Here is a 25,698-nt window from a genome sequence, read left to right as displayed (position 1 = left end):
GTCACGGCACCGTCCTGCTCAGTGCCCGGAGCTGCCGGGGCTGGAGTGCCAGAGCTTGCGCGGTGGGCCGGCGGCCGCGCGCCGGGCCGCCGTCCCGGCGTCGTCGCCGGCCGGCTTGATGTCGGCGTAGGGGGACATCCGGAAGCCGGTGGGGTGAACCAGCACCGGGCGGACCACCACCGGCCGCGGCCCGTGCGAGGCGGCCGCTCCGGCGATCGCCTGCTCGGTGTACTCCCCCGGCGCCGCCATCAGCTCGCGCACGGCGTCCAGCCCGCCGGTCTCCCACGCCTCGTGCAGCGCCGGCAGCTCCCACGCACCGGTCGCCCGCAGGGAGACCCCGCGCGCACCGGTCCGGCGCAGCACCCCGCGGACCACCAGCAGCCACGAGTGGAAGACCGTCGCGGCGTAGGGCCCCTGGGCGTCCTCGAAGAACGTGGAGTCCGTGCAGCCCGACCCGTCGTCGAGGGTCACGAAGACCACGCGCCGGCCCGACCGGATCGGCGGGGTCTGCGTCGCCACCTTCACCCCGGCCACCAGCAGCTCCGACCCGCTGCGGCAGCCGAGCAGGTCCGCGGCCGGCACCGCCCCGAGCGCGGCGAGGAACGGCTTGTAGAAGTCCACGACGTGCCGGCTGGCGTCCAGCCCGAGCACCTCCAGCTCGGCGCGCACCAGCTCGGCGTCGGTGAACTCCGGCAGCCCGCTGCCCTCGGCCCAGCCGGGACCGGCGCCCAGCCCACCGGTGGCCGCCTCCTCCCCCGCGACCTCGTCCAGCCCGAACAGGCCGTCCTGGCCGGTGTCCTCCAGCCCCAGGAGGTCCAGGCTCAGCTGCCCGGCGGAGCTCGCCCGCGCGCCGCTGCGGCTCCACCGGTCCAGCTCCCCGATCTGCAGCAGCAGGTCGCGCCTGGTCAGCTGCCGGCGGCGGTGTGCCGGCCGGTGCGACTCGCGGTCGCGCACGCCGAACCCGTAGAGCGCGTCGAACCCGCCGGCGAGCACCAGCCGCTCGACCACGGGGCGGGACACCGACGCCCGGGACCAGAAGTCCGACAGCGACCGGTAGGGCTGCCCGGCGACCACGCGGGCCACCTCGTCGTCGGAGATGCCCTTCACGTCGGCCAGCGCCAGCCGGATGCCGTAGCGGGACGGGTCGGCCATCGCCTCCGGCATCCACTCCGGTCGCGGCCGGACCCCGGCCGGGGTGTCGTCACACCCCTCGTCGTCCCGGGCGAGGCGCTCGACCCGGTATGTCGCGGCCGAGGCGTTGACGTCGAGCCCGAGCACCCGGATGCCGAAGTTGCGTGCGTCGTCGAGGATCAGCCGCTTCGGGTACATGCCCGGGTCGTGGGTGAGCACCCCGGCCAGGAACGCCGCCGGGTGGTGGGTCTTCAGCCAGGCCGACTGGTAGGTGGGCAGCGCGAACGCCGCCGCGTGGGCCTTGCAGAAGCCGAAGGACCCGAAGGCCACCAGCACCTGCCAGACCTGCTCGGCGACCTCCGCCGGGTAGCCGGCGTCCAGCACGCGCGGCATGAACCACGCCCGGACCTCGGGGTGGGCGTCCTTCTCCCCCAGCGCTCGCCGCACCTCGTCGGCCTCGGCGAGCGTGCAGCCGGTCATCCGGGAGACGACCTGCAGCACCTGCTCGTGGAAGACGACCACCCCGGCGGTCTCCTCGAGCGCGAACGCGAGGTCGGGGTGCGGGTACTCGGCGTCCTTCCAGCCGTTCCGGGCCAGCAGGAACGGGGTGACCATGTCGCTCTTCACCGGCCCGGGCCGGAACAGCGAGATGTCGATGATGATGTCCTCGAACGATCGCGGCCCGAACTTGCCGACCAGCTCCCGCTGCCCCGGCGACTCGATCTGGAACATGCCCAGCGTGCGGGTGCTGCGGATGAGCTCGAAGGTCGTCGGGTCGTCGCGCGGGACGGCGTCGATGTCGAGGGTCTCGCCGTCGACCCGGGCGACCTCGTCGAGGGCGTGCGCGATCGCCGACTGCATCCGGATGCCGAGCAGGTCGAGCTTGAGCAGCCCGAGCTCCTCGACGTCGTCCTTGTCGAACTGGCTCATCGGGTAGCCGAGGTAGCTGCTCTCGACGGGCGTGCGGTCGAGCAGGGTGGCGTCGGAGAGCAGCACCCCGCACGGGTGCAGCGCGATGTGCCGGGGCAGCCCGTCGAGCCGGGCGACGAGGTCGAACAGCAGGTCCAGGTCACCCGAGCCGCCGGCTCGCTTGGACCCGTACCGGCTGGCCCGCAGCTCGGGCAGGTCGCGGAGCGCGGCGTGCACCTGGTTGGCCCGGATGTGCGGGAAGGCCTTGGCGACGGCGTCGATCTCGGCCTGCGGCAGGCTCAGCGCCGCGCCGACGTCGCGGATGGCGTGCCGCACCCGGTAGGTGTCCATCATCGAGATGCAGCTGACCCGGTCGGCGCCGAACCGGTCGAGGACGGCGTCGTAGACCTCCATCCGCCGGGCGGACTCCACGTCGATGTCGATGTCGGGCAGCTGGTGGCGCAGCGGTGAGAGGAAGCGCTCCATCAGCAGGCCGTAGCGGATCGGGTCGACGTCGGAGATGCCGAGCAGGTAGGTGACCAGGCTGCCGGCGCCCGAGCCGCGGGCCGCCGCGCGAACCCTCAAGCTCTTGATGAGGTCGACCACGTCGGCGACGGTGAGGAAGTAGGAGGGGTAGCCGAGCTGGTCGATCACCGCCAGCTCGTCGTCCAGCCGGACGCGCACCCGCTCCGACGGCGCCATCCCGCGCCGGCCCAGCCCGGCCTCGCAGCGGGCGCGCAGCACCTGCGAGGAGGTCATCCCCCGCTCGCCGGGTGTGGTGACGACGTCGAGCTCGGGGTAGCGGACGCTGCCGATGCCGAGGTCCTCGCGGACGTCGACGGCGCACTGCTCGGCCAGGCGCGCGGTGCGCTCGAGCAACCGGAGGGCGGCGTCCCGGTCGGGGCCGACGAGGTCCTCGGCGACCTGCTGCATCTCCTTGCCCGACTTCAGGTAGCCCTCGGCGGTGCGCCGGTCGACGTGCCGCAGGTCCAGCGGCACCAGCCGGCGGGCGGCGTCGAGGACGTCGGCGGTCGGTGCGTCCAGCGCGTCGACGTACCGGACGGCGTTGGTGAGCACGACCGGGACGCCCTGCTCGGCGGCGAACCGGAGCATCGCCTGCGCCCGCTGCCGGTCGCCGCGGGCCCGGTGGTGCACGACCTCGAGCACCACGTGGGGCCCGAAGACCGCCCGCCAGGTGTCGAGCTGGGCGGCGGCGAGGTCGGTGCGGCCGGTGGCCAGCGCCCGGCCCACCGCGGAGTCGGGGCCGAGCAGCGCGGTCAGGCCGGCGGCGTGCTCGGCGGCCATGGCCAGCGAGCTGACCGGCTCGCCGCGGGTGCCGCGCAGGTGGGTGCTGCTGGTGAGCCGGCACAGCGAGGCCCAGCCGGCGCCGTCCCGGGCCAGGAAGGTGGTGCGCGGCAGCCGCGGGTCGACGCTGGCCCCGCCCCGGGCCGGTGCCCGGCGGGTGCTCGTCGGGGCGGCGGGGCGCAGCCGGGGCGGCCGGGTGCCGGATGCCTCGCCACCGAGGGCGTGCGCGAGCGCCGGGGGGACGGTGGTGCCGAGCCCGGGGGCCACCGCGAGGTCCACGCCGAAGACCGGGCGGATCCCGGCCGACCGGCAGGCCAGGGCGAACTTGACCGCGCCGTACAACCCGTCCCGGTCGGTGAGGGCCAGGGCGCCCATCCCGTGCTCGGCGGCGCGTGCCACCAGGTCGGCGGGGTGGTTGGCCCCGTACCGCATGGAGTAGCCAGACGCGACGTGCAGGTGGACGAAGGGATCGTTCACCGACGGTGCTCGGACGAGGTGCCCCCGACGACCCGCGGCCGCGGGTAGGCGGGGACGGCGCTGACGCCCAGGCAGTTCTCGACGACCGCGAGGAAGGTGCCGACGTCGCGGACCAGGTCATCGGCCTCCCGCTCGGTGACCGCGTGGGAGAGCCCCGCCTCGGCGGCGGCCCGCTTGGCAGCGCCGGCAGCGAAGAAGGTGGCCCACTCCCCCAGCTCGGGTGCGACCTGCTCGAGCAGCACCCAGGCGCTGCGCGGGCGGCGCCGGCCGCCCTCGGGCCGGGTGCGGGCGGCCAGCACGGCCGCCGCGGCCCGCAGCGCGCCGAGGTGCGCGGTGGCGTAGCGCTGCCGGACGTCACCGGCACCGGCGGCCTCGGCGAGCCCGCGGCGCGCCTGGTCCAGCAGCGTGACGGCGGCGGCCGGCAGCGCCGGGGGCAGGGGGAGCTGGTCGGCCATCAGGGGTCGCGCGCCCATCAGTCGTGCACCCGGACGAGCCACCAGCGGTTGGCCGCGCCGTCCCAGGACAGGTCGAAGACGCCGGCGAAGTCGGTCCGCGAGCGCCCGGCCCGCACCGCCTCCACCCGCCACACCTCGCGCGGGGCGACCAGGTCGGCCGACGCGCCCCCGGACCCGGCGTCGCGCCGCCACCAGGGCGAGGTCTCCACCCACGAGTCGAGCAGCTCCCCCACGAGGTACCGGGTCCGGCCGCGCCAGAACTGCACGGGACCGAGCGCGCCGCGCTCGACCTGCACCTCTTCGCCGACCCGTTCGACGGCCTCACCCAGCACCCGGCTCATGACAGACTCCCCACGTCTCCGGCACCCCGCCGTCCGCACCACCCCGTGGGGAAGGCCGGGGACGGGTGCGGGTGGCGACCGACTCGCTCGTTCGAACGTTTGTTCGAACGAGGACAAGTAGACCGGAGCGCGGGTGCGCCGTCAAGACGACGCGCGACCCCTGCACGGGCGGGGGTCGCGACCGGGGGCGGCACGCCGGTCGGGACCGGTGGCAGGATCAGGCGCATGACCCCGCCCGTGCACCCCCGGGTCGCCGCGGTCGGCCGCGTGCTGCAGGAGGCGGGCGCCACCGGCGAGGTGCGCACCCTCCCCGCCGAGGTCCGCACCGCCGCCGCGGCGGCCGCCGAGCTCGGCGTGCCCGTCGGCGCGATCGCCAACAGCCTGGTCTTCCTGGCCGCCGGCCAGCCCCTGCTGGTCCTGACCAGCGGCGCGCACCGCGTCGACGAACGAGGCGTCGCCGCACTGCTCGGCGTGCCGTCGGTCGAGCGGGCGCCCGCCGAGCTGGTCCGCGAGGTCACCGGCCAGCCGATCGGCGGCGTCGCCCCCGTCGGCCACCCCGAGCCGATCGGCACCCTCGTCGACGTCGAGCTCGCCCGGTACGAACGGGTGTGGGCCGCCGCGGGACACCCGGCCACGGTCTTCCCGACCACCTACGAGGAGCTGCTCCGGCTCACCGACGGCACCCCCGCCGAGGTGGGCGCCGGCCCGTCCGGCGCCGCTCCCCACGACGTCGCGGAGGCGGTCGGCACGTGACTGGCACCAGGCCCGGCACCCGGATCGTCGAGCTGCCGATCCCGTGGCTGCGCGACCACATGCACGAGGCGCTGGCCATCTACGGCCTCGCGATGGGCTACGACTCCGCGGTCGTCGCGGGCCGCTACGGCTACGCCCTCCAGCACACCGACCGACCAGGCTTCCGCGCCGTCGGCGCCTTCGTGGAGGCCCGGGATGGTGACGGCCCAGCCGACGAGCAGCTGGTCGGCTTCGGCTACGGCTACGAGATCGCGCCCGGGCAATGGTGGCACGACCAGGTGCGCGCGGCCCTGGACCGGCGGACGGCGAAGAAGTGGCTGCCCGGCGCCTTCGAGGTGTGCGAGCTGCACGTCCACCCGGAGCACCAGAGCCAGGGCCTGGGCCGGCAGCTGCTGCACGCCCTGGTCGCCGACCTGCCCAACCCGGTGGCCCTGCTCTCCACCCCGGACGCCGACACGAAGGCCTTCCGGCTGTACCACGCCGACGGCTTCGTGGACCTCACCCGCGGCTACCACTTCCCGGGCGACCCGCGGCCGTTCGCCATCCTCGGCGCACCGCTCCCCCTGCATCCGCGCGACCCCCGGCCGGCGAACACCTGAGGTGACCTCCCCGCCCCGTGCCGCCGTCGACGTCGTCGTCATCGGCTCCGGCCACAACGGCCTGGTCGCCGCCTGCTACCTGGCCCGCGCGGGGCTGTCGGTGGAGGTCGTCGAGTCCGACGACGTGCTCGGCGGCGCCGTGTCCACCGTCGAGCGCTGGCCGGGCGTGCGGGTCGACCGCGGGTCCAGCGCGCACGTGATCATCCGGCACAGCGGCATCGTCGAGGAGCTCGACCTCGCCGCCTCCGGCCTGCGCTACGTCGACTGCGACCCGTGGGGCTTCGCCCCGGCCCCCTCCCCCGGCGACCCCGGGCCCGACGGCCGCCCGCTGGTCTTCTCCGTCGACCTGGACGCCACCTGCGCCTCCATCGCCGCCGCCTGCGGGGAGGACGACGCCGCCGCGTACCGCGAGTTCGTCGCCGTCTGGGGTCCGCGCAGCCGGGCCGTCGTCGCCTCCTTCGGCCGCCGGCCCAGCGCCGGCGGGCTGGTCCGCTCCTTCTGGCCGCTCGGCGCACCCCGCGACGGCCGGCCCCGCACTCCCGGCGGCGACCTCGCCGTCGACTTCCTCGGCTCGGGTGACGCGCTGCTGGACCGCTGGTTCCGCAGCGAGCGGCTCAAGGCGGCGCTGGCCTGGTTCGGCGCCCAGTCCGGCCCGCCGATGTCCGAGCCGGGGAGCGCGGCGATGGTCGGCTGGGCCGCGCTGCTGCACGACGTGCCGCCCGGCCACCCCGTCGGCGGCTCCGGCGGTCTCACCCAGGCGCTGCGCCGGCGGCTCGAGGCCGACGGCGGCCGCGTGGTGCTGGGCGACGGCGCGGTGCGCCTGCTCGTCGACGAGGACGGGACCGGACCGCGGGTCACCGGCGTCGAGACCGCCTCGGGCCGCCGCATCGCCGCCGGCGCCGTCGTCGCCGCCTGCCACATCGGCGTCACCCGCCGCCTCGCCGGTGCCGACGCCCCGCCCGCGCTCGCGCAGGCCGACCCGCCGGTCGGCAACGGGTTCGGGCTGGTGGTGCGGGCCCTGACCACCGCTCCGCCGACCTATCCCGGCGTGCCGCCGGAGGACTCGTTGCAGGGACTGCAACTGCTGTGCACCGACCGGGCGCAGCTCGCGGCCGCCCACGGTGACTGGGGCGCCGGCCGGGTGCCCCGCGAGCCGGTGCCGCTCGCGATGTCGTTCTCCGCGAGCGACGCGACGCTGGCGCCTCCCGGGCAGCACGTCGTCACGATCTGGGGGCAGTGGTACCCCTACACCCTGGCCGACGGCGGCGACTGGGACGCCCTCGCCGAGGTCGAGGCGCAGCGCCTGGTCGACGCGGTCGACCGGTTCGCGCCCGGCTTCGCCGGCTCGGTGCAGCGGCTGCACGTCCAGACCCCGCTGGCGCTCGAGCGGGAACTGTCCCTGCCCCGTGGCAACGTCATGCACGTGGAGATGGGGCTGGCCAGCATGTTCGGGTTCCGGCCCACACCTGCCCTCTCCGGCTACCGCGTGCCCGGGCTGCCCGGCCTCTACCTGGCCGGCGCCTCCACGCACCCCGGCGGCGGGGTCTCCGGCAACTCGGGCCGCAGCGCCGCCCGCGAGGTGCTCGGCGACCGGCGGGCCGCCGCCCGGGTGCGCGCGGCCGCCGGTCGCGGCCTGCGCCGTGCCGTCCGGCGGGTGCGGACGCCGTCGTGATCCCGTCGATCGCCGCGCTCCCGCTGCCCCGCACGTGGACCGCGCGCCAGGTCGTGCCGCTCGCGCTGGCCCTGGCGCTGATCGGGACGGCGATCGCCTACCCGCTCACCGACGGCGACGCCCGGAACGCGGTCAGCTGGGCGATCGTGCTGCTGGGCGCCGCCCTCTCGGTGGCGCACGCCGCCCTCAGCCGGGGGCTGCGGACCGGGCTCGGCGTCCTTGTGCTCGTCGGGGCCGTCGCCGTCGCCTTCGAGAGCGTCGGGCTGGCCACCGGCGTCCCCTACGGCACCTACACCTACAGCGACGACCTCGGCCCCACCCTGCTCGGCGTGCCGTTCCTCGTCCCGCTGGCCTGGCTGATGATGGCCTGGCCCAGCTGGCTGCTGGCCGGCCGGCTGGCCGCCCCGGTGCGCCCTGCCCGGCGGAGGCAGGCCCGCATCGCCTGGGCGACGGCGCTGTTCGCCGCGTGGGACGTGGTGCTCGACCCGCAGATGGTCGACGCCGGCTACTGGACCTGGGCGCACCCGGAGCCGGGGCTGCCCGGCATCGACACCGTGCCCCTGACCAACCTGGCCGGCTGGCTGCTGGCCGGGGCGGTCCTCATGACGCTGCTGGAGCTCCTCGTCGAGCGCACCGCTCCGCCCCCGGCCGTCGGCGCCGCCGCTCCGCTGCTGGCGATGGCCTGGATGACCCTCGGCGGGGCGCTCGCGCACGCCGGCTGGCTGGGACTGCCCGGCTCCGCGGCCTGGGGCGCCGGGCTGGGCGCGGTCGTGCTCGCCGTCCTCGCCCTCCAGCGGGCCCGGCAGCGGTGAGCGGCCGGTTGCTCCGCGCGCTGGCCGGCCTGTCGGTCGCGGGCGCGGCGCACGCTGCCCTGAACGCCGCGCTGCTGCGGCGCCCGCCGTCCGCACCGTCCCCGGTGCGGCGCCCCGTCACGGTGGTGGTGCCCGCCCGGGACGAGGCGGCGGACGTCCTCGACTGCCTGGCCGCGGCCCTCGACCAGCGCGGGGTCCCCGACCTGCGCGTCGTCGTGGTGGACGACGGCTCGACCGACGGCACGCCCGACCTCGTCGCCGGCCACCCCGACCCGCGTGTGCGGCTGGTCCGCGCCCGGCCGCCCGGACCGGGCTGGCTCGGCAAGCCGAACGCCTGCGCCGAGGGCGCCGCCGCGGCCGGCGACGCCGAGGTCCTGGTCTTCCTCGACGCCGACGTGCGCCTGATGCCCGACGCCGTCGCCGCCGCCGTCGCCGTGCTCGACGACGCCGGCCTCGACCTGGTCTCCCCCTGGCCGCGGCAGCTGGCCGGCAGCGCGGCCGAGCGGCTGGTCCAGCCGATGCAGCAGTGGCTGTGGTCGACCCTGCTGCCGCTGCGGCTGGCCGAGCGGTCGCCGCGGCCCTCGCTCGCCGCGGCCAACGGGCAGTTCCTCGTGGTGCGGCGGTCGGCGTACGAGCGGGCCGGTGGGCACGCGGCGGTGCGCGGGGAGGTCGTCGAGGACGTCGCCCTGCTGCGCGCCGTCAAGGCAGCCGGCGGCCGCGGCGTGGTGGTCGACGGCTCGACCCTCGCCGTGTGCCGGATGTACGACGGCTGGGCCGGGGTCCGGGACGGCTACGGCAAGTCGCTGTGGGCCGCGGTGGGTGGCTCCCCCGCCGCCGGGCTGGGAACGGCCGGTCTGCTCACGGCGGTCTGGGTGCTGCCGGCGGCCGCGGCCCTGCGCGGCTCCCGGGCCGGGCTGGTCGGCTATGCGGCGGCCGTGGCCGGGCGGGCGGTCAGCGCCGCGTCGACCGGCGGACGGGTGTGGCCCGACGCGCTGGCCCACCCGGTGTCCGTGCTGGCGCTGGACGTCCTCGTCGTCCGGTCGGTCGCCGGGCACCGCCGCGGCACGCTGCGCTGGCGCGGGCGCCCGGTCACCCCGGGTCCGGAGCCGGCCGCGCCGGAGCAGCCGGACCCGGCGAGGATGGACGGGTGATTGAGCCGGCAGCGCGCGACCGCGTCCATTTCGACCCCGACGCCATGGACACCGGCGCCTTCTACCGGGTGCTCAACTCCGTCGTCGTCCCGCGGCCGATCGCATGGGTGTGCACCCGCTCGGCGGCCGGCGTGGACAACCTGGCGCCGCACTCCTTCTACACGGTGGCCTGCGTCGACCCGCCCGTCGTCCAGTTCACCTCGGTCGGCCGCAAGGACTCGCTGCGCAACGCGGAGGCGACCGGCGAGTTCACCGTCAACCTCACCCCCGAGGCGCTGTTCGAGCAGATCAACGCCACGGCCACCGACTTCCCGCCCGACCACAGCGAGGCCGAGCACACCGGCGTGCGGCTCGAGCCGGCCGAGACGGTGGGTGCGCTGCGGGTCGCCGACTCACCGGTCTCCATCGAGTGCGTGCTGCACGGGACGCTGCGCCTCGGCGACAGCACCGTGGTGCTCGGCCGGGTGCGGCACATCAGCGTCTGGGCCGAGGCGGTGCGCGACGGCCGGCCGCGCATCGAGCACCTGCGCCCGCTGGCCCGGCTGGGCGGCAACGAGTGGTCGACCGTCGGCGAGGTGCGCGAGATCCCGCGCATCTCCTTCCGCACGTGGAGCGGCGACCCGGGCATCGGCGAGCGGCTCCGCGGCGGCTGAACCGCTCAGTCGCACCACCGTCGGCCGTCCTACCCCCGTACCCCACGACGGAGGAGGCGCTCGGAGTGCGCACGCTGGCGATCACCCAGAACATCACCCTCGACGGCTCGATCGAGATGATCGGCGACTGGTTCGACCCGCAGGCCGACGCGTCCGACCAGCTCGCCGAGGTCCGCCGGCAGGACGAGACCGCCGACGCCCTGCTGCTCGGGCGGCAGACCTTCGAGGACTTCCGCGGCTACTGGCCGCTGCAGACCGACGACCCGACGGGCATCTCGGCCTACCTCGACCAGGTGCAGAAGTACGTCGTCTCCACCACCCTGACCGACCCGGGCTGGGAGCCCACGACCGTGCTGGGCGGCGATCCGGTGGCCGCGGTCCGGGAGCTCAAGGAGCAGACCGGCCAGGACGTCGTGGTCACCGGCAGCATCACGCTGACCCACGCGCTGATCGGCGCCGGCCTGGTCGACGAGTACCGGCTGTTCACCCACCCCGTCGTCCAGGGCCGCGGCAGGCGGCTGTTCCCCGACGGCGTCGAGGTGCCCCGGCTGCGCCGGCTGGACGCGAAGTCCTTCGGCAACGGCGTCACCTACGCCGCGTACGCCCCCGTCCGCTGACCCCGGAGATCAGGCCTGCAGGTGCGCGGCGATCTCCTCGGCCGCCTCGTCGCCGAACGCCTCGGCGAACCGGCGCAGGAAGCTCTCGCGGGGCAGGTCGTACTCCTGCGTGCCCACGACCTCGACCGCGGCCGTGGCGACGGCCGAGCCCAGCTGCGTGGCCCGCTCCAGGCTCAGCCCCCACATGCGGCCGGCGATGAACCCGGCGCGCAGGGCGTCGCCCCCACCGGTCGGCTCCACCGGCTTGGTCTCCGGGACGGCGATGACCTCGATCGGCGCGGCGCCGGTCTGGCGGACCAGCACGCCGTCCTTGGCGCGGGTGGTCACCCAGGTGCCCACGCGCGCGAGGACCTCCTCGGCGTCCCAGCCGGTCTTCTGCTGCAGCAGGTGCGACTCGTACTCGTTGGTGAACAGCAGGTCCGCGCCGTCCACCAGCTGGCGGATCATCTCGCCGTCGGCCCAGGCCAGCTGCTGGCTGGGGTCGGCGGCGAAGGCGTAGCCGCGCGTCCGGCACTCCTCGGTGTGCCGGACCATCGCGACCGGGTCGTTCGGGCCGACGACGACGAGATCGGGCTCGCCCACCCGGCCGGCGACCGGCGCCAGCTCGATCTGGGAGGCCTCGCTCATCGCGCCCGAGTAGAACGAGGCGATCTGGTTGTTGGCGGCGTCGGTCGTGCAGACGAAGCGCGCGGTGTGCTTGAGCTCCGACCAGTGCACGCTCGTGGTGTCCACACCGTGCCGGCTGAGCCAGGCCTCGTAGTCGGCGAAGTCGCTGCCGACGGCGCCGACGAGCACCGGGGCGAGCCCGAGCAGACCCAGGCCGTAGGCCATGTTGGCGCCGGCCCCGCCGCGGTGCTGCACGAGGTCGTCGACCAGGAACGACAGCGAGACGTTCGCCATCTGGCCCTCGACGAACTGCTCGGTGAACTTCCCGGGGAAGGTCATGAGGTGGTCGGTGGCGATCGACCCGGTGACGACGACGGGCACGGGCTGCTCCTGGGGGTGTGGCCGGAGGGGCGCGGGCGCCCGGCTCGCGAGCGGGCCTGGGTGACGGGACGAACGGGAGGGGACGGGCACGCACACCCTAGGCGGCGCCGGGGCCGGTGCGGGTTCCGAGGTCCCCGCCCGGGTGAACCGGGACGGGCTCAGCGTGGTCCGCCGGCACCCGGACCGGCCAGCTGGGAGCGGAGCCACCAGCCCAGCTGCGCCGTCGCCACCACCCCCAGCAGGGCGCCCACCGCGGCGCCGCAGGTGACGGTGAGGACGTCGCCGGCCACGCCGCCCACCTCGACGCCGGAGACCACCCCGGCGCCGCCGAGCGTGAAGCCGGCCATGGCCACCCGCGCCGGCCGCTCCCACAGCGAGATGGGACCGGTCCGGTCGACCCCCGCCTGGCCGGCCCGGGCGCGCAGGTAGTCGGGCAGCCAGCACAGCGCGCCGAAGGCGACCGCGAGCCAGCCCGGCGCCCCCGCTGCCCACAGGGCGCAGGCGTAGGCCACCTCGGTGAACCGGTCGACGACGGAGTCCAGGACGTAGCCGCGCTGCGAGGCTCGGCCGGCGCCGATGGCCAGCGCCCCGTCCAGGCTGTCCAGGAGGCCGGAGAGCCCGACCAGCACGCCCGCGGCGACCAGCCAGGGCCCGCCGGCCGCGGCCGGCGGCACCGCGGCCAGGGCGACGAGCAGCCCCGCGACGGTGGCGACCAGCGGCGGCATGCCGGCCAGCGGGCGGGCCAGCGTGTGCGCGAGCGTGAGCCAGCCCCGCACCAGGGGCGCGGAGGTGTCGCTGCCGCCGTGCCAGCGCGACCAGGCGGCCAGGTACTCGTCGCGGCTCAGCACGTCCGGGACCCTACGGCGGCAGGGACGCAGCTCACGCGTGCGGCGGGCCGGTTCGGGGCACCGCACGGGACATGGCTGCCCAGATCAGCGACGCCGTCGTCGTCGACGTCCTCCGCCGGGTCGACCGGCTGGCCACCCCGCTCGCCGAACGGCTGGGTCGCCCGCCCGAGCTGCCGCAGGCGCAGCGCGACCGGTGGTGGGCCGACCGCGTGTCCCGGATCGCGGCCACCGTCTCGGCCGCCCCTCGCTTCGCCGGCAAGGTCGCCGACCTGCTGCCGCTGCAGAACACCGTGGGCACCGCCGTGCAGTCGCTCGTCGTCCTCGGCGTCGCCGGCGAGCACGACGTCACCGCGCCCGCCGAGCGGGTGTCCCTGCTCTCCCGGGTCCTGCTGGCCCGCGACCTGTCCCCCGCGGACGTCGAGCCGCTCCTGGTGAAGAGCCGGGGCACCTACCGCGGGGAGGCGTTCGGCGACGCCGAGGACCGCAAGGGCGTGCTCGGCCCGGTGCGCACCGTGTGGCGGGTCGCCCGCCTGCTCAGCCGCATCGACGACGCGCTCGACGCCCGCCCGAAGGGCAAGCTGCGCCACCGCGCGCTGTCGAACATCCCGGTCGTCGGCGTGCTGGGCGGCTACTCCGCCGAGCGGGAGGGCCTGCGCAGGGCGGCCGCCAAGGCTGCCGCGGTCCTCGACGGCCGGGTCAGCCCGCCGGCGTGACCGACGGCGTGCCGACCAGGTTGGTGTAGACGTCCCGCGTCGCCGTCGACCGGTTCATGGTGATGAAGTGGATGCCGGGCACGCCCTCGTCCAGCAGGGTGCGGCACAGCTCGGTCGCCACCTCGACGCCGTAGGCCCGCACCGCCGCCTTGTCCTCCGGCCGGTCGCCGTCGAGGGCCTCGAAGCGCTCGGCGAGGTCGGCCGGGAACGCCTGACCGGACAGCTGCACGATGCGCTTGATCTGCTTGGCGTTGGTCACCGGCATGACGCCGGCGATGATCGGGACGTCGCAGCCCCGGTCGGTGACGCGGTCGCGCATCCGGAGGTAGTCCTCGGCCCGGAAGAACATCTGGGTGATCGCGAAGTCCGCGCCGGCCCGGCACTTGGCCACGAACATGTCGACGTCGGAGTCGAAGTCCGGCGAGCGCGGGTGCCGCTCGGGGAAGGCCGCGACGCCGACGGAGAACTCGCCCATCGACTTGATCAGCTCGACCAGCTCGGCGGCGTAGGACAGCCCCTCGGGGTGGGCCACCCACTCGGCCTGCGGGTCCGCGCCCGGCGGGTCCCCCCGCAGCGCGATGATGTTGCGCACCCCGGCGGCGGCCAGCCGGCTGACCACGTGCCGCAGCTCGGCGATGCTGTGGTCCACCGCGGTCAGGTGCGCCATCGGCGTCATGGTCGTCTCGGTGGCGATCCGCTCGGTGACCGACACCGTGCCCTCGCGGGTCGAGCCGCCGGCGCCGTAGGTCACCGACACGAACGAGGGCCGCAGGCGCTCGAGTTCGCGCAGCGCCGTCCACAGCTGGGGCTCGGCCTCCGGCGTCTTCGGCGGGAAGAACTCGAAGGACCAGGTGGGCCGCTCCGAGGCGAGGAGCTCACGCACGGTCTGGGTCACGCTGCACGAGGGTACGGACGCCGGTCGCAAAACTCCGGACCGACCGCATCCGGGACCGCCCCTGGCGACGAAGAGGACGAGACCGCGGACGACCAGGGAAGGCGGACCTCCATGAACGGCAGCACCCTCCCACCCCTCGCCGACCCGACCCGACGATCACCGTGGGGCGATACTGACCCGGTGACACTCGGGATCCCGCAGCGGCCGGCCGCCGCGCCGCCGGTGCCGTCACCGGCCGCCGCCGAGCTCGACCGGCTCAACGCGGCGGTCTCCGCGTCGCTCTCCGAGTTCCTCGAGCGCCAGCGCACCACGCTCGCCGGCATGGACGCCGGCCTGGTCCCGCTCGTCGACGAGGTGGCCGCGCTCGCCGCCGGCGGCAAGCGGCTGCGGCCCTCGTTCGCCTACTGGGGCTGGCGCGGTGCCCGCGACACCGGTCCCGGCGGCGGCGAGGACGAGGCGGCCGTGCTGCGCGCGGTGTCGGCCCTGGAGTTCGTGCACGCCAGCGCCCTGGTCCACGACGACGTGATGGACGGCGCGGTCACCCGCCGCGGCCGCCCGGCCACCCACGTCGGCTTCGCCAGCCGGCACGCCGCCGACGCCCTCAACGGCGACGGCGCCCTGTTCGGCACCGGCGCGGCGATCCTGGTCGGCGACCTCGCGCTGGTCTGGTCCGACGAGCTGCTGCGCTGCTCCGGCATCTCCGAGAGCGCGCTGAGCCGTGCCCGCGCCGTCTGGGACACCATGCGGACCGAGGTCACCGCCGGGCAGTACCTCGACCTGCTCCGCGCCGCAGGCGGCCTGCCCGGGCCCGAGGGCGCGCTCACCGTGGCCCGTTACAAGAGCGCCGGCTACACCGTCCAGCGCCCCCTCCAGCTGGGCGTGGCCATCGCCGGCGCCGGGCCGCGCGTGGTCGAGGCGACCACCGCCATCGGCCTGCCCCTGGGCGAGGCGTTCCAGCTCCGCGACGACGTCCTGGGCGTCTTCGGCGACCCGGCGGTGACCGGCAAGTCCGCCGACGACGACCTGCGCGAGGGCAAGCAGACGCTGCTCATCGCCCTGGCCGAGGAGGCCGCCGGCGCGGACGGCCGCCGGCTGCTGGCCGACCTGCTCGGCAACGCCGCCGCCCGCGAGGAGGACTTCGAGGCGCTGCGCGACCTGATCGTGCGCACCGGTGCCCGCGACCGGGTCGAGCAGCGCATCGCCGAGCGCACGGCCCGGGCGCGCACGGCCATCGCGGACGCGCCGCTGGCCGACGACGCCAAGGCCGCCCTCGACGCGCTCGCCGTCGCCGCGACCACCCGCGCCGCCTGACGTGCGGACGGTTCCCGGACGCACCGACCGCGTCGTCGTGGTCGGCGCCGGCCTCGCGGGCCTCGCGACGGCGTTGCGGCTGCGCGGCGCCGGCCGCGAGGTCACCGTCGTCGAGCGGGGGGCGGGTCCCGGCGGCCGGGCCGGGCGGGTGGAGTCCGGCGGCTTCGCCCTGGATACCGGCCCCTCGGTGTTCACCGCCCCCGAGGTGCTCGCCGACACCCTCGCCGCCGTCGGCGAGGGGCTCACCGACCGGCTGACCCTCACGCCGCTGGAGACCAGCTACCGCGCCCAGTTCGCAGACGGCAGCTCCCTCGACGTGCACTCCGCCCCCGACGCGTTCGCCGACGAGGTGGCCCGGCTCTGCGGGCCCGCCGAGGCCGACGCCCTGCGCCGGTACCTGGCCGACCTCGCCGAGCTCTACCGGCTGCAGCTGCGGACCTTCATCGACCGCAACCTGGACTCCCCGGTGGACCTGCTCGGGCCGGAGCTGGTCCGGCTCGCCCGCCGCGGCGGCTTCGGCCGGCTGTCCTCGCACGTCGGGAAGTACTTCGCCGACGACCGGCTGCGGCGGCTGTTCAGCTTCCAGGCGCTCTACGCCGGGGTCTCCCCGTTCCGCGCCATCGCCGCCTACGCGGTGATCGCCCAGCTCGACATCGGCGCGGGCGTGTGGCACCCCGAGGGCGGCATCGGCGCGGTTCCCCGCGCGCTGGCCGGCGCGGCCGCCGACGCCGGGGTGGCGATCCGCTACGGCGCGACCGTGGCCGAGCTGGTGACCTCCGGGCGGCGGGTCGACGGGGTGCGGCTGGCCGACGGCGAGGTGCTGCCCGCCGACGCCGTCGTCGTCACCACCGACGCGCCGTGGCGGCTGGTGCCCGGCGTCCGGGCGCCCAGGCGGCCGGTGTGGTCGCCCTCGTGCGTCGCCCTGCACGTGGGCGTGCGCGCCGAGCTGCCCGGTCAGGCGCACCACACGATCAGCTTCGGGGAGTCCTGGCGCGGGGTGTTCGACGAGCTCACCCGCGACGGCCGGCCGATGACCGACCCGAGCCTGCTGATCAGCATGCCGTCGGTCACCGACCGCACGCTGGCCCCGGAGGGCGGGCAGGTGGTCAGCGTCGTGGCGCCCACCCCCAACCTGGACCCGCGCAGCGGCGGCAACCCCTCCCTGGACTGGGCTGCCCTCGGCCCGCGCTACCGCGAGGAGCTGCTGGCCACCCTGGAGGCGCGCGGCTGGACCGGCATCGCCGACGCGATCGAGGTGGAGCACATGGACACACCGCTGACCTGGGCCGAGCAGGGCATGGCCGCGGGCACACCGTTCGCCCTGGCGCACACCTTCGGGCAGACCGGTCCGTTCCGGCCGAGCACGCTGCCCCGGAGCGGCCCGGAGAACGTGGTGCTCGCCGGCTCGTCGGTGCAGCCGGGCGTCGGCGTCCCCATGGTGCTGATCAGCGGCCGGCTGGCGGCCGAGCGGATCACCGGGCGGGCGGCATGAGCCTCGTGCACGCCCCCGGCACGCAGGCCGCGCGCCAGCAGCAGCTCGCCGCGGCCTACGCGCACTGCGCCGCCGTCGCCGCGGAGCACGGCAAGAGCTACCACCTGGCGACCCGGCTGCTCACCGCTGACCGCCGGCCCGCCGTGCACGCGCTGTACGCCGCCGCGCGCACGGCCGACGACCTGGTCGACCTGCCCGGCGCGGACCCGGCGGGCGACCTCACCGCGTGGTCCCGCGCGGTGCTCGACGAGCTGGCCACCGGCTGGTCCGACGACCCCGTCCGGCTCGCGCTCGTGCACACCTACCGCCGCTTCGAGATCCCGGTCGAGCACCTGGTGGACTTCCTCGCCGCGATGACCAGCGACCTCGACGTCGACTCCTACGCCGACCTGGCGGCGCTGGACCGTTACATGTGGGGCTCGGCGTCGGTGATCGGACTGCAGGTGCTGCCGGTCCTCGGCACGGCGCCGGGCGTGACCCGCGAGGAGGCCGCGCCGCACGCGATCGCGCTGGGCGAGGCCTTCCAGCTCACCAACTTCCTGCGCGACGTCGCCGAGGACGTCGACCGCGGCCGGGTCTACCTGCCCGCGGACCTCATGGCTTCCCACAGGGTGACCCGCGAGCAGCTGGCCGAGCGCCGGCACACCCCCGGCTTCACCGCGCTCATGCGGGAGATGGTGGCGATCACCCGCCGCCGGTACGACGACGCCGCACCCGGCACCCCGCTGCTGGCGCCGGAGTCCCGCGACTGCGTGCGGGCGGCCACCGACCTGTACGGCGGCATCCTCCGCGAGATCGAGCGGGCGGACTACCGCGTGCTCGACGGGCGGGTCTCGGTGTCCAAGCCGCGCCGCCTGGCGGTGTTCGCCCGCCGGTTGACCGCCGCCCAGCTGGCGAGGGTGAGGGTCACCATGGCCCAGCCGAAGAGCAGGTCCTCGACCGGCGCGTAGGCGATCCGCGGCCCCCAGATCGTCCGCTCGTCGTAGACCACGACGTCCAGGCCCGTGAGCACGCCGTTCATCAGCAGCTGGAAGGACACGATGATCGCGTAGGCGGTCCAGTACGCCTTCCGCGTCACCATCCGGGTCCGGTAGACGGCCAGGTCCACGACGAGGACGGCGACGACCGCGGTGACCGCCAGGACGCTGTAGCTCATGCGTCGGCCTCCTCCGCGGGGTAGCCGGCGTCCCAGCCGGTCACGCGGCGCACCGCCTCCAGCGCGAGCACCGAGCACAGCGGGACGACGAGGAAGAACAGCACCTCCTCGACCGGGATGCCGCCGGGCAGCCGGACGTCGAGGGTGCGGGTGGACGAGTAGTCCCAGTGGCCCTGCGCGATCGCGTAGAGCACCCACGCGAGGAAGACCGAGAGCTCCGGCACGATCGCCAGCAGGAACCGCCGCCAGCGTGCGTAGACGCGCACGCGCAGCACCAGCTCCAGGGGCGCGGTGACGACGAGGCAGCCGACCAGCAGGCCGAGGTAGGTCAGCTGCTCCACGGCCTCCCCTTCCCCGCCGGCGCCGGCCGCGGATGCAGCGGGCTCAGAACGCCAGGGCCTGCGCCCGGCGGGTGACCTCGGTGTGCCGGTCGTCGCGCAGGGCCTGCACCGGCGTGCCGGGCAGCGTGTCGTCCTCGCGGAACAGCCACTCGAAGGCCTGCTCGTCGGTGAAGCCGCCGTCCTTGAGGACGGTCAGCAGCCCGGGCAGGTGCTTGAGGATGACGCCGTCCTGGACGAAGGCGGCCGGGATCTTCCCGTTGCCGCTGCCGGGTACGGCCATCAGCTTGCGGTCGCGCAGCAGCTGCCGGACCCGGTTCGGCGACGTGCCCAGGAGCTGGGCGACCTCCGCGGGCGTGAGCGTGTCCATAGGGTGCGAGCCTATGGCGCCCCCACGACCGGCCGACAGCCCGGTGCCGGGTCAGCGACGGCGAGCCGCCGGCGACGGGACCCCCGCGGACCGGGTCGACGACCCGCCGTTCCTCGACCTGCCCGCGCTGGAGGACCGCGCCCGCGCGCAGCTGCCCGCCGACGTCTTCGACTACTACGCCGGGGGTGCCGAGTCCGAGACCACGCTGCGGGAGGCGCCCGGGTCGTGGCGCACCTGGCGGCTGCGCCCGCGGGTGCTCACCGGCACCACGTCGGTACCGCTGGGGACCGAGCTGCTGGGCAGCCCGGTCGGCTCCCCGATCGGCGTCGCGCCGTGGGCCTACCAGGGGATGGCGCACCCCGACGGCGAGCTCGCCACCGCCCGGGGCGCGGCGGCGGCGGGGTCGCTCATGACCGTGTCGACCAGCGCCACCCGGACGCTGGAGGAGGTGGCCGCCGAGATCCCGGGCTCCCCGCGGTGGTTCCAGCTCTACCGGCTGCACTCGCACCGGCACACCGACGACCTGGCCCGCCGCGCCGGCGACGCCGGCTACGCCGCGCTCGTGCTCACCGTCGACCTCCCCCTGCTCGGCCGCCGGCGCCGCGACCTGGCCCACGACTTCGCGCTGCCGGCCGACCTGCGGATGGCCAACCACCCCGCGGACGGCGACCGGCCCGGGCTGCAGGACCTGGCGACGGCGACGTGGACCTTCGACGACATCGCCCGCTTCGGCGCGCTCTCCGGCTTGCCGGTGGTGGTCAAGGGCGTGCTGCGCGCCGACGACGCCGTGCGCTGCGTGCAGGCCGGGGCCGCCGCGGTGTGGGTGTCCACGCACGGCGGGCGGCAGGTCGACCCGGCCGTGGCCGCCGCCCACGCCCTCCCCGAGGTGGTGGACGCCGTCGGCGACGAGGTGGAGGTCTACGCCGACGGCGGCGTCCGGTCCGGCTCCGACGTGCTCACCGCGCTGGCGCTGGGCGCCCGGGCGGTCTTCGTGGGCCGGCCCACGATCTGGGGGCTGGCGACCGGCGGGGCCGACGGCGTGACCCGCGTGCTGGCCGGACTCGGGGAGGAGCTGGCGCACACCATGGCGCTGTGCGGGGTGGACGACGTCCGGTCGGTGCCCCGCGACACCGTCGTCGTCGCGCGATAACCTCGACCCGGGCCGTGACTGGCGCGAAGAGGTGGGCAACCACCGGGGAGCGGCCCTGCACGTCCCTGCCGCGCGCCTGGGCGCCCTCTGTCCGACGACGCCGCCAGGAGACCCCGTGACCACCGCGCCCGCCACCCCTACGTCCTTCGACGCCGCCACGGCCTCGCAGGCCTACCGCAGCGCCCTGCAGGTGATCGGCGCCGTCGAGCCCCGCGTCGCCGCCGCGATCGGCCAGGAGCTCACCGACCAGCGCGAGTCGCTGAAGCTGATCGCCAGCGAGAACTACGCCAGCCCCGCCGTGCTGCTGACCATGGGCAACTGGTTCAGCGACAAGTACGCCGAGGGCACCGTCGGGCACCGCTTCTACGCCGGCTGCCAGAACGTGGACACCGTCGAGGCGCTGGCCGCCGAGCACGCCCGGGAGCTGTTCGGCGCCCCCTACGCCTACGTCCAGCCGCACTCCGGCATCGACGCCAACCTGGTGGCCTTCTGGGCCGTGCTCGCCCAGCGCGTCGAGCTGCCGGCGCTGCAGGAGGCCGGGGTCAAGCACGTCAACGACCTCACCGACGCCGACTGGGCCACGCTGCGCCGCGCGCTCGGCGACCAGCGCATGCTCGGCATGTCCCTGGACGCCGGCGGCCACCTCACCCACGGCTTCCGCCCGAACATCAGCGGCAAGATGTTCGAGCAGTCCTCCTACGGCACCGACCCGGCCACCGAGCTGCTCGACTACGACGCCGTCCGCGCCCGGGCCCGCGAGTTCAAGCCGCTGATCATGATGGCCGGCTACTCCGCCTACCCGCGGCGGGTGAACTTCGCGACGATGCGCGAGATCGCCGACGAGGTGGGCGCCACCTTCGTCGTCGACATGGCGCACTTCGCCGGGCTGGTCGCCGGCAAGGTGCTCACCGGCGACTTCGACCCGGTGCCGCACGCCCACGTCGTCACCAGCACCAGCCACAAGTCGCTGCGCGGACCGCGCGGCGGGTTCGTGCTGGCCCAGGCCGAGTTCGCCGAGTCCGTCGACCGCGGCTGCCCGATGGTGCTCGGCGGCCCGCTGCCGCACGTGATGGCGGCCAAGGCCGTCGCGTTCGCCGAGGCCCGCCGGCCCGAGTTCGCCGGCTACGCGCAGGCCGTCGCCGACAACGCGCAGAGCCTGGCCGAGGGTCTGGCGCAGCGGGGTGCCCGTCTGGTCACCGGCGGCACCGACAACCACCTGGTGCTGCTCGACGTCACCGCGTTCGGCCTCACCGGCCGGCAGGCGGAGTCCGCGCTGCTCGACGCCGGCATCGTGACCAACCGCAACGCCATCCCGGCCGACCCGAACGGCGCCTGGTACACCTCCGGCGTGCGGCTGGGCACCCCCGCGCTCACCACGCGCGGGTTCGGGGCCGCCGAGTTCGACCGGACGGCAGAGCTCATCGTCGACGTCCTGACCGGCGCGACGCCGACCGCGACCCGGGACGGCGGCACCTCCAAGGCCAAGTACGTGCTCACCGACGGCCTGGCCGACCGGACCCGCGCGGCCACCGCGGAGCTGCTCGCCGCCCACCCGCTCTACCCGGGCCTCGACCTGGCCTGACCGCAGGTGGGGCCGGTGTGACAGGAGAACCCATCCCACCGGCCCCGCTCCCGCGTGTGGGGCTCCGGGGGCCCTCCGCGCTCCTACACTCGACCGTGTGGACACCGCCGTGACCGACCCCGTGGTCGGCCTCGTCCTCGAAGGGCGCTACCGCCTCGAGGAGCGGGTGGCGCGCGGCGGCATGTCGACGGTCTACTCGGCCACCGACCTCCGCCTGCACAAGACGGTGGCGGTCAAGGTCATGGCCGAGCACCTGGCCCACGACCCGACCTTCGTCGACCGGTTCACCCGCGAGGCGCGGGCAGCAGCGATGCTCAGCCACCCCAACGTGGTGGGCGTCAGCGACCAGGGCAGCGACCAGGGCCTGGTGTTCCTGGTCATGGAGCTGGTGCGCGGCCGCACGCTGCGCGACCTGCTCACCGCCCGGGGCCGGCTCACCGTGGCCGAGGCCTTCGCCGTCCTCGAGCCGGTGCTGTCGGGGCTGACCGCCGCGCACCGGGCCGGCATCGTGCACCGGGACATCAAGCCGGAGAACGTCCTCATCGGCGTCGACGGCGTGGTCAAGGTGGCCGACTTCGGGCTGGCCCGCGCCGTCGTCGGCACCGGGCAGACCAGCCAGACCGGCGGTGTCCTCATCGGCACCGTCGCCTACCTCTCCCCCGAGCAGCTCGAGCGCGGTCGCGCCGACGCCCGCAGCGACATCTACGCCGCCGGCATCGTGCTCTACGAGATGCTGACCGGGCACCCGCCCTACGGCGGCGACACCCCGCTCGCGGTCGCCTACCAGCACGTGCACAACGACGTCCCCGCGCCGTCGAGCGAGGTGCCCGGCCTGCCGTGGCAGGTGGACGAGCTGGTCGGCCGCGGCACCCGCCGCGACCCGGCCGGGCGGCCCATCGACGCCGGCGCGTTCCTGGCCGAGCTGTCCGACGTCCGCCGCGACCTCGGCATCGAGCCGGTGCCGGTGCCGACCGGGCGCAGCACCGCCGGCCCCGGCACGCTGCGACCGACCAACCGGCCCACGCGGCCGCGCCACCCGAGCAACCCGGGCACGGCCGTCATGGGCGCGCAGCGCAGCGCCCGCACCAGCGCGATGCCGGGCATGGGCGCCGGCCCGACCACCGACGTGGGTGGCCGGCGGCCCGGTGTGGACCGCGTCCGCCCAGGGGTTCCCCAGCACATCCGCCGCCGGCGGGCCCGGCTCGCCGTCGCCCTCGTGCTGCTGCTGGCGGTCACCATCGGCGCGATCGGCTGGTGGCTGGGCAGCGGGCGCTGGACCGACGTCCCGGCGCTGGTCGGCAAGTCGCGCGAGGCGGCCGTCGACCTGCTGCAGGAGGCGGGCCTGGACCCCGACCCGGTCGTCGAGGAGTTCAGCGAGACCGCCGCCGCCGGCACCGTCATCTCCACCTCGCCGGTGGCCGGTCGCGAGGCGATCCGGGGCACCGACGTCGAGGTCGTCGTCTCCAAGGGCCCCGAGCGCTTCGTCATCGCCCCGGAGCTGGTCGGCCGGCCGGCCGACCAGGTCGAGGCCGAGCTGCAGGAGACCGTGCCGGTGCAGGTCACCCGCACCGACGTCTTCGACGACGAGCTCGCCCCCGGCCTGGTGGCGGGCTTCGACCCCGCCCCGGGGACGCAGCTGACCCGCGACCAGGTCGTCACCATGGCCGTCAGCAAGGGTCCCGCACCGGTCGTCGTCCAGGACGTGACCGGCCAGACCCTCGAGCAGGCCGTGGCCAACCTCGAGGCGCTGGGCTTCGAGGTCGCCCGCGGGCCGGACGGTCGCAGCGCCGACGTCGACGAGGGTGAGGTCATGTCGAGCAGCCCGGTCGCCGGCGAGCTGGCCCCCTACGGGAGCACGGTCACCCTGTCGGTCTCGGTCGGCGTCCCGCTGGTCACCGTGCCCGACGTCGTCGGCCTGGACGAGGCCGAGGCGACGGCCAGGCTGCAGGCGGCCGGGCTGGAGGTGGAGTCGACCCGCTTCTTCGGCAACCGCGTCTTCCGGCAGAGCCTGAGCCCCGGCGAAGAGGTCGAGCAGGGCACCGAGATCACCATCCTCCTCACGTTCGGGTAGACCGTTGCGCACCTCCCGTCGCGTGCCGCCCGTCGGCGCGCACATCCAGATCAAGGGCGGGCTGGCCAAGGGCGGCCTGCCCTACACCGACGCCGTCGGCGCCGCCGCCGTCCAGGTCTTCGTCGGCAACCCCCGGGGCTGGAAGCTGACGCCGGGCGACCCGCGGCAGGACGCGCTGTTCACCGCCGGGTGCGCCGAGCGCGACGTGCCCTCGTTCATCCACACGCCGTTCCTGGTGAACGTCGGCTCGCCCACCGAGGCCACCGTCGACCAGTCGATCGCCGCCGTCGCGCACAACCTGGCCCGGGGCGCGCAGCTGGGCTGCGAGGGCGTGGTCGTGCACGCCGGCTCCTCCGTGGGCGAGGACCGCTACGCCGAGGCGCTGCGGCAGCTGCACGAGCGGCTGCTGCCGGTGCTCGAGGCGGCCGACCCGGCCGGACCGCGCCTGCTGATCGAGCCGACGGCGGGCGGCGGCAAGGCGCTGGCGGCGACCGTCGAGGACCTCGGCCCGTACTTCGCCGCGCTCGAGGACCACCCGCTGCTCGGGGTCTGCTTCGACACCTGCCACATCTGGGCGGCGGGGCACGACCTGGTGACGCCGGGCGGCACGACCGCGACCCTGGACCTGCTGGAGGCGACCGTCGGCCCGGGCCGGCTGGGCCTGGTGCACGCCAACGACTCGCTCGACGCGTGCGGCTCCAAGCGCGACCGGCACACCACCATCGGCGAGGGCTCGCTCGGCGTCGCCCCGTTCGCCGAGCTGCTGGCGCACCCCTCGGTCGCAGGCGTCCCCGTCGTCGTCGAGACGCCGTCCCTGCGCGACGGCGACCCGTGCGGCGGTCACGCCGCCGACATCAAGCTGCTCAACTCGCTGATCCCGGAGCCGACCGCCCCGTGAGGTCCCCGTGATCACCGCGCACTGAGGGCTGCCGTCGGCACCGATCGGGCAGCCACCGACGAGCGGTGATCATGCCTGTGGACGACGCCGCGGTGCTCGGGCCAGGTCCGCGATCCTGTCCGACCGTGGCACTCCCCCAGGACGACGTGTTCCGGGGCAGCGATGCCCTTCGCGACGGCCTACTGACCCGCGCACGACTGCGCGGACCGCGCTGGCGGCGGCTCCGCCAGGACGTCTACTGCGGCGCCCACGTGCCACTGACGCACGACCTCATGGCGCGGGCCGTCGCGCTCGTGGCGCCGCCGGAAGCCGTCCTCGCCGGCCTGACAGCGGCGTCGTGGTGGAGTATGCGCGGCCCCTTCGCCGGCCCGGACGACCCCGTCGAGCTGGTCCTCCCGCCCGGGGTGCGCTGGAACCCCGGGCCCGGAGTCCTGGTGCGCCAGGCGGGGTCGTCCGACGACGTGGTCACCGATGGCCGGCTGCAGTACACCGGCCGGACCCGGACGGCGCTCGACCTGATCCGCCGCGGCCACGTGGACGATGCCGTCGTGCTCCTCGACCGTCTCGTGCACCACCGGGTGGCCTTCCTCGGCGACGTCCGCCGCGCCGCCGTGGCGCTCCCCCGCAGCCGAGGGAGCGCCCAGGCCCGCCAGGTGGCGGCGCTCGCCGACGGCCTCGCCCAGTCGCCGCCGGAGACCCGGCTGCGGCTGCTGATCCACCGGAGCTCCCTGCCGACGCCCGTCGCCCAGCTCGAGATCCGCCACGACCGGCGCTTCGTGGCACGAGTCGACTTCGCCTTCCCGGAGCAGAAACTGGCCGTCGAGTACGACGGCGCCTGGCACGGGGAGCCGTCGCAGCTCGGCAGGGACCGCGCTCGGCTGAACCGCCTGCTGGCCGCCGGGTGGCGGGTCCTCTTCGTCACGGCCGCGGACATGCGGGACCCCGGAGCAGTCCTCGCCCGGATCGCGTCGGCGCTCGCTGCGTGATCAGCACGCACTCATGGCTGCTCGCG

At 75.7% G+C, this 25,698-nt stretch carries 24 protein-coding genes, 1 pseudogene and 1 riboswitch; of the genes and pseudogenes, 16 read left to right on the top strand and 9 right to left on the bottom strand.

Going from position 1 to position 25,698, the window contains the following annotated elements; genetic code table 11:
* Positions 1 to 18 precede the first annotated feature (18 nt).
* Genes ACI79H_RS06030 through ACI79H_RS06020 form a run of 3 tightly spaced genes read right to left on the bottom strand, consistent with a single transcriptional unit; the run spans position 19 to position 4,618 of the window.
* Entirely contained in the window at positions 19 to 3,822 is a 3,804-nt protein-coding gene (locus ACI79H_RS06030; protein WP_456553468.1) for a DNA polymerase III subunit alpha, read from the bottom strand.
* Positions 3,819 to 4,295: an SAV_6107 family HEPN domain-containing protein gene (locus ACI79H_RS06025; RefSeq protein WP_456553467.1), complete on the bottom strand. Its 477-nt coding sequence runs from the start codon at positions 4,293 to 4,295 to the stop codon at positions 3,819 to 3,821. Before ACI79H_RS06025 ends, ACI79H_RS06030 begins: the two co-directional genes overlap by 4 nt.
* Positions 4,295 to 4,618, bottom strand: coding sequence for a DUF6504 family protein (locus tag ACI79H_RS06020; RefSeq protein ID WP_456553466.1), 324 nt, complete (start codon positions 4,616 to 4,618; stop codon positions 4,295 to 4,297). Before ACI79H_RS06020 ends, ACI79H_RS06025 begins: the two co-directional genes overlap by 1 nt.
* A 225-nt stretch (positions 4,619 to 4,843) precedes the next feature.
* On the opposite strand from ACI79H_RS06020, the gene ACI79H_RS06015 reads away from it, so the two are divergent.
* The 7 genes from ACI79H_RS06015 to ACI79H_RS05985 all read left to right on the top strand — a co-directional run bounded on the left by ACI79H_RS06015 (position 4,844) and on the right by ACI79H_RS05985 (position 10,875).
* The gene (locus ACI79H_RS06015; protein WP_456553465.1) at positions 4,844 to 5,371 is read left to right on the top strand and encodes a YbaK/EbsC family protein; all 528 of its coding nucleotides are present in this window, start codon (positions 4,844 to 4,846) and stop codon (positions 5,369 to 5,371) included.
* Positions 5,368 to 5,970 (top strand): GNAT family N-acetyltransferase, encoded by a 603-nt coding sequence (locus tag ACI79H_RS06010; protein ID WP_456553464.1) that lies wholly within the window; start codon positions 5,368 to 5,370, stop codon positions 5,968 to 5,970. Before ACI79H_RS06015 ends, ACI79H_RS06010 begins: the two co-directional genes overlap by 4 nt.
* A 1-nt stretch (position 5,971) precedes the next feature.
* Complete coding sequence (locus ACI79H_RS06005) at positions 5,972 to 7,642, top strand: phytoene desaturase family protein (protein WP_456553463.1); 1,671 nt, start codon at positions 5,972 to 5,974, stop codon at positions 7,640 to 7,642.
* Entirely contained in the window at positions 7,639 to 8,454 is an 816-nt protein-coding gene (locus ACI79H_RS06000) for a carotenoid biosynthesis protein (RefSeq protein ID WP_456553462.1), read from the top strand. The genes ACI79H_RS06005 and ACI79H_RS06000 overlap by 4 nt, the downstream gene beginning before the upstream one ends.
* Positions 8,451 to 9,605: a glycosyltransferase gene (locus ACI79H_RS05995; RefSeq protein ID WP_456553461.1), complete on the top strand. Its 1,155-nt coding sequence runs from the start codon at positions 8,451 to 8,453 to the stop codon at positions 9,603 to 9,605. Before ACI79H_RS06000 ends, ACI79H_RS05995 begins: the two co-directional genes overlap by 4 nt.
* Positions 9,602 to 10,258, top strand: a complete 657-nt coding sequence (locus tag ACI79H_RS05990; protein ID WP_456553460.1) for a flavin reductase family protein — start codon at positions 9,602 to 9,604, stop codon at positions 10,256 to 10,258. Before ACI79H_RS05995 ends, ACI79H_RS05990 begins: the two co-directional genes overlap by 4 nt.
* A 65-nt stretch (positions 10,259 to 10,323) precedes the next feature.
* Positions 10,324 to 10,875: a dihydrofolate reductase family protein gene (locus ACI79H_RS05985; protein WP_456553459.1), complete on the top strand. Its 552-nt coding sequence runs from the start codon at positions 10,324 to 10,326 to the stop codon at positions 10,873 to 10,875.
* A 9-nt stretch (positions 10,876 to 10,884) separates the two neighbouring features.
* Here the strand turns inward: ACI79H_RS05985 and ACI79H_RS05980 are convergent, their stop codons facing one another.
* Together ACI79H_RS05980 and ACI79H_RS05975 are read right to left on the bottom strand one after the other, a co-directional pair.
* A complete protein-coding gene (locus ACI79H_RS05980) occupies positions 10,885 to 11,862 on the bottom strand; it encodes a carbohydrate kinase family protein (RefSeq protein WP_456553458.1) in 978 nt (325 codons plus the stop codon).
* A 158-nt stretch (positions 11,863 to 12,020) separates the two neighbouring features.
* On the bottom strand, positions 12,021 to 12,710 hold the full coding sequence (locus tag ACI79H_RS05975; protein ID WP_456553457.1) for a CDP-alcohol phosphatidyltransferase family protein: 690 nt from the start codon (positions 12,708 to 12,710) through the stop codon (positions 12,021 to 12,023).
* Between the two features lie 71 nt (positions 12,711 to 12,781).
* Here ACI79H_RS05975 and ACI79H_RS05970 point away from each other — a divergent pair, with 71 nt between their 5' ends.
* A complete protein-coding gene (locus ACI79H_RS05970) occupies positions 12,782 to 13,423 on the top strand; it encodes a hypothetical protein (protein WP_456553456.1) in 642 nt (213 codons plus the stop codon).
* Here the strand turns inward: ACI79H_RS05970 and metF are convergent.
* A complete protein-coding gene (gene metF / locus ACI79H_RS05965) occupies positions 13,407 to 14,318 on the bottom strand; it encodes a methylenetetrahydrofolate reductase [NAD(P)H] (RefSeq protein WP_456553455.1) in 912 nt (303 codons plus the stop codon). The two genes, ACI79H_RS05970 and metF, sit on opposite strands and share 17 nt — an antisense overlap.
* 180 nt (positions 14,319 to 14,498) lie before the next feature.
* Here metF and ACI79H_RS05960 point away from each other — a divergent pair, with 180 nt between their 5' ends.
* Genes ACI79H_RS05960 through ACI79H_RS05950 form a run of 3 tightly spaced genes read left to right on the top strand, consistent with a single transcriptional unit; the run spans position 14,499 to position 18,071 of the window.
* Positions 14,499 to 15,629: a polyprenyl synthetase family protein gene (locus ACI79H_RS05960; protein ID WP_456553454.1), complete on the top strand. Its 1,131-nt coding sequence runs from the start codon at positions 14,499 to 14,501 to the stop codon at positions 15,627 to 15,629.
* A 1-nt stretch (position 15,630) separates the two neighbouring features.
* Complete coding sequence (crtI, locus tag ACI79H_RS05955) at positions 15,631 to 17,121, top strand: phytoene desaturase family protein (protein ID WP_456553453.1); 1,491 nt, start codon at positions 15,631 to 15,633, stop codon at positions 17,119 to 17,121.
* Complete coding sequence (locus ACI79H_RS05950; protein WP_456553452.1) at positions 17,118 to 18,071, top strand: phytoene/squalene synthase family protein; 954 nt, start codon at positions 17,118 to 17,120, stop codon at positions 18,069 to 18,071. The genes crtI and ACI79H_RS05950 overlap by 4 nt, the downstream gene beginning before the upstream one ends.
* Here the strand turns inward: ACI79H_RS05950 and ACI79H_RS05945 are convergent.
* The 3 genes and pseudogenes from ACI79H_RS05945 to ACI79H_RS05935 form a co-directional block, all read right to left on the bottom strand.
* A pseudogene (locus tag ACI79H_RS05945) lies at positions 18,068 to 18,277 on the bottom strand (lycopene cyclase domain-containing protein); the annotation flags it as partial. The gene ACI79H_RS05950 and the pseudogene ACI79H_RS05945 overlap by 4 nt on opposite strands.
* Positions 18,274 to 18,618, bottom strand: a complete 345-nt coding sequence (locus ACI79H_RS05940; protein ID WP_456553451.1) for a lycopene cyclase domain-containing protein — start codon at positions 18,616 to 18,618, stop codon at positions 18,274 to 18,276. The pseudogene ACI79H_RS05945 and the gene ACI79H_RS05940, both read right to left, overlap by 4 nt.
* A gap of 43 nt (positions 18,619 to 18,661) precedes the next feature.
* Positions 18,662 to 18,985, bottom strand: coding sequence for an Rv2175c family DNA-binding protein (locus tag ACI79H_RS05935; RefSeq protein ID WP_200491989.1), 324 nt, complete (start codon positions 18,983 to 18,985; stop codon positions 18,662 to 18,664).
* Positions 18,986 to 18,998: 13 nt separating this feature from the next.
* Here ACI79H_RS05935 and ACI79H_RS05930 point away from each other — a divergent pair, with 13 nt between their 5' ends.
* The 5 genes from ACI79H_RS05930 (at position 18,999) to ACI79H_RS05910 (ending at position 25,672) form a co-directional block, all read left to right on the top strand.
* On the top strand, positions 18,999 to 20,135 hold the full coding sequence (locus tag ACI79H_RS05930; protein ID WP_456553450.1) for an alpha-hydroxy acid oxidase: 1,137 nt from the start codon (positions 18,999 to 19,001) through the stop codon (positions 20,133 to 20,135).
* 4 nt (positions 20,136 to 20,139) lie between these two features.
* Positions 20,140 to 20,224: riboswitch (ZMP/ZTP riboswitch) on the top strand.
* Positions 20,225 to 20,250: 26 nt separating this feature from the next.
* Complete coding sequence (locus tag ACI79H_RS05925) at positions 20,251 to 21,717, top strand: glycine hydroxymethyltransferase (RefSeq protein ID WP_456553449.1); 1,467 nt, start codon at positions 20,251 to 20,253, stop codon at positions 21,715 to 21,717.
* Between the two features lie 97 nt (positions 21,718 to 21,814).
* Positions 21,815 to 23,788: a Stk1 family PASTA domain-containing Ser/Thr kinase gene (gene pknB, locus ACI79H_RS05920; protein WP_456553448.1), complete on the top strand. Its 1,974-nt coding sequence runs from the start codon at positions 21,815 to 21,817 to the stop codon at positions 23,786 to 23,788.
* 4 nt (positions 23,789 to 23,792) lie between these two features.
* Entirely contained in the window at positions 23,793 to 24,686 is an 894-nt protein-coding gene (locus tag ACI79H_RS05915; protein WP_456553447.1) for a deoxyribonuclease IV, read from the top strand.
* A gap of 251 nt (positions 24,687 to 24,937) precedes the next feature.
* On the top strand, positions 24,938 to 25,672 hold the full coding sequence (locus tag ACI79H_RS05910) for an endonuclease domain-containing protein (protein ID WP_456553446.1): 735 nt from the start codon (positions 24,938 to 24,940) through the stop codon (positions 25,670 to 25,672).
* Positions 25,673 to 25,698: the final 26 nt, after the last annotated feature.

The sequence above is a fragment of the Blastococcus sp. SYSU D01042 genome (assembly GCF_054050515.1).
Note: the sequence above shows the minus strand (reverse complement) of the source record. Positions and strands in the feature narration are given on the sequence as shown.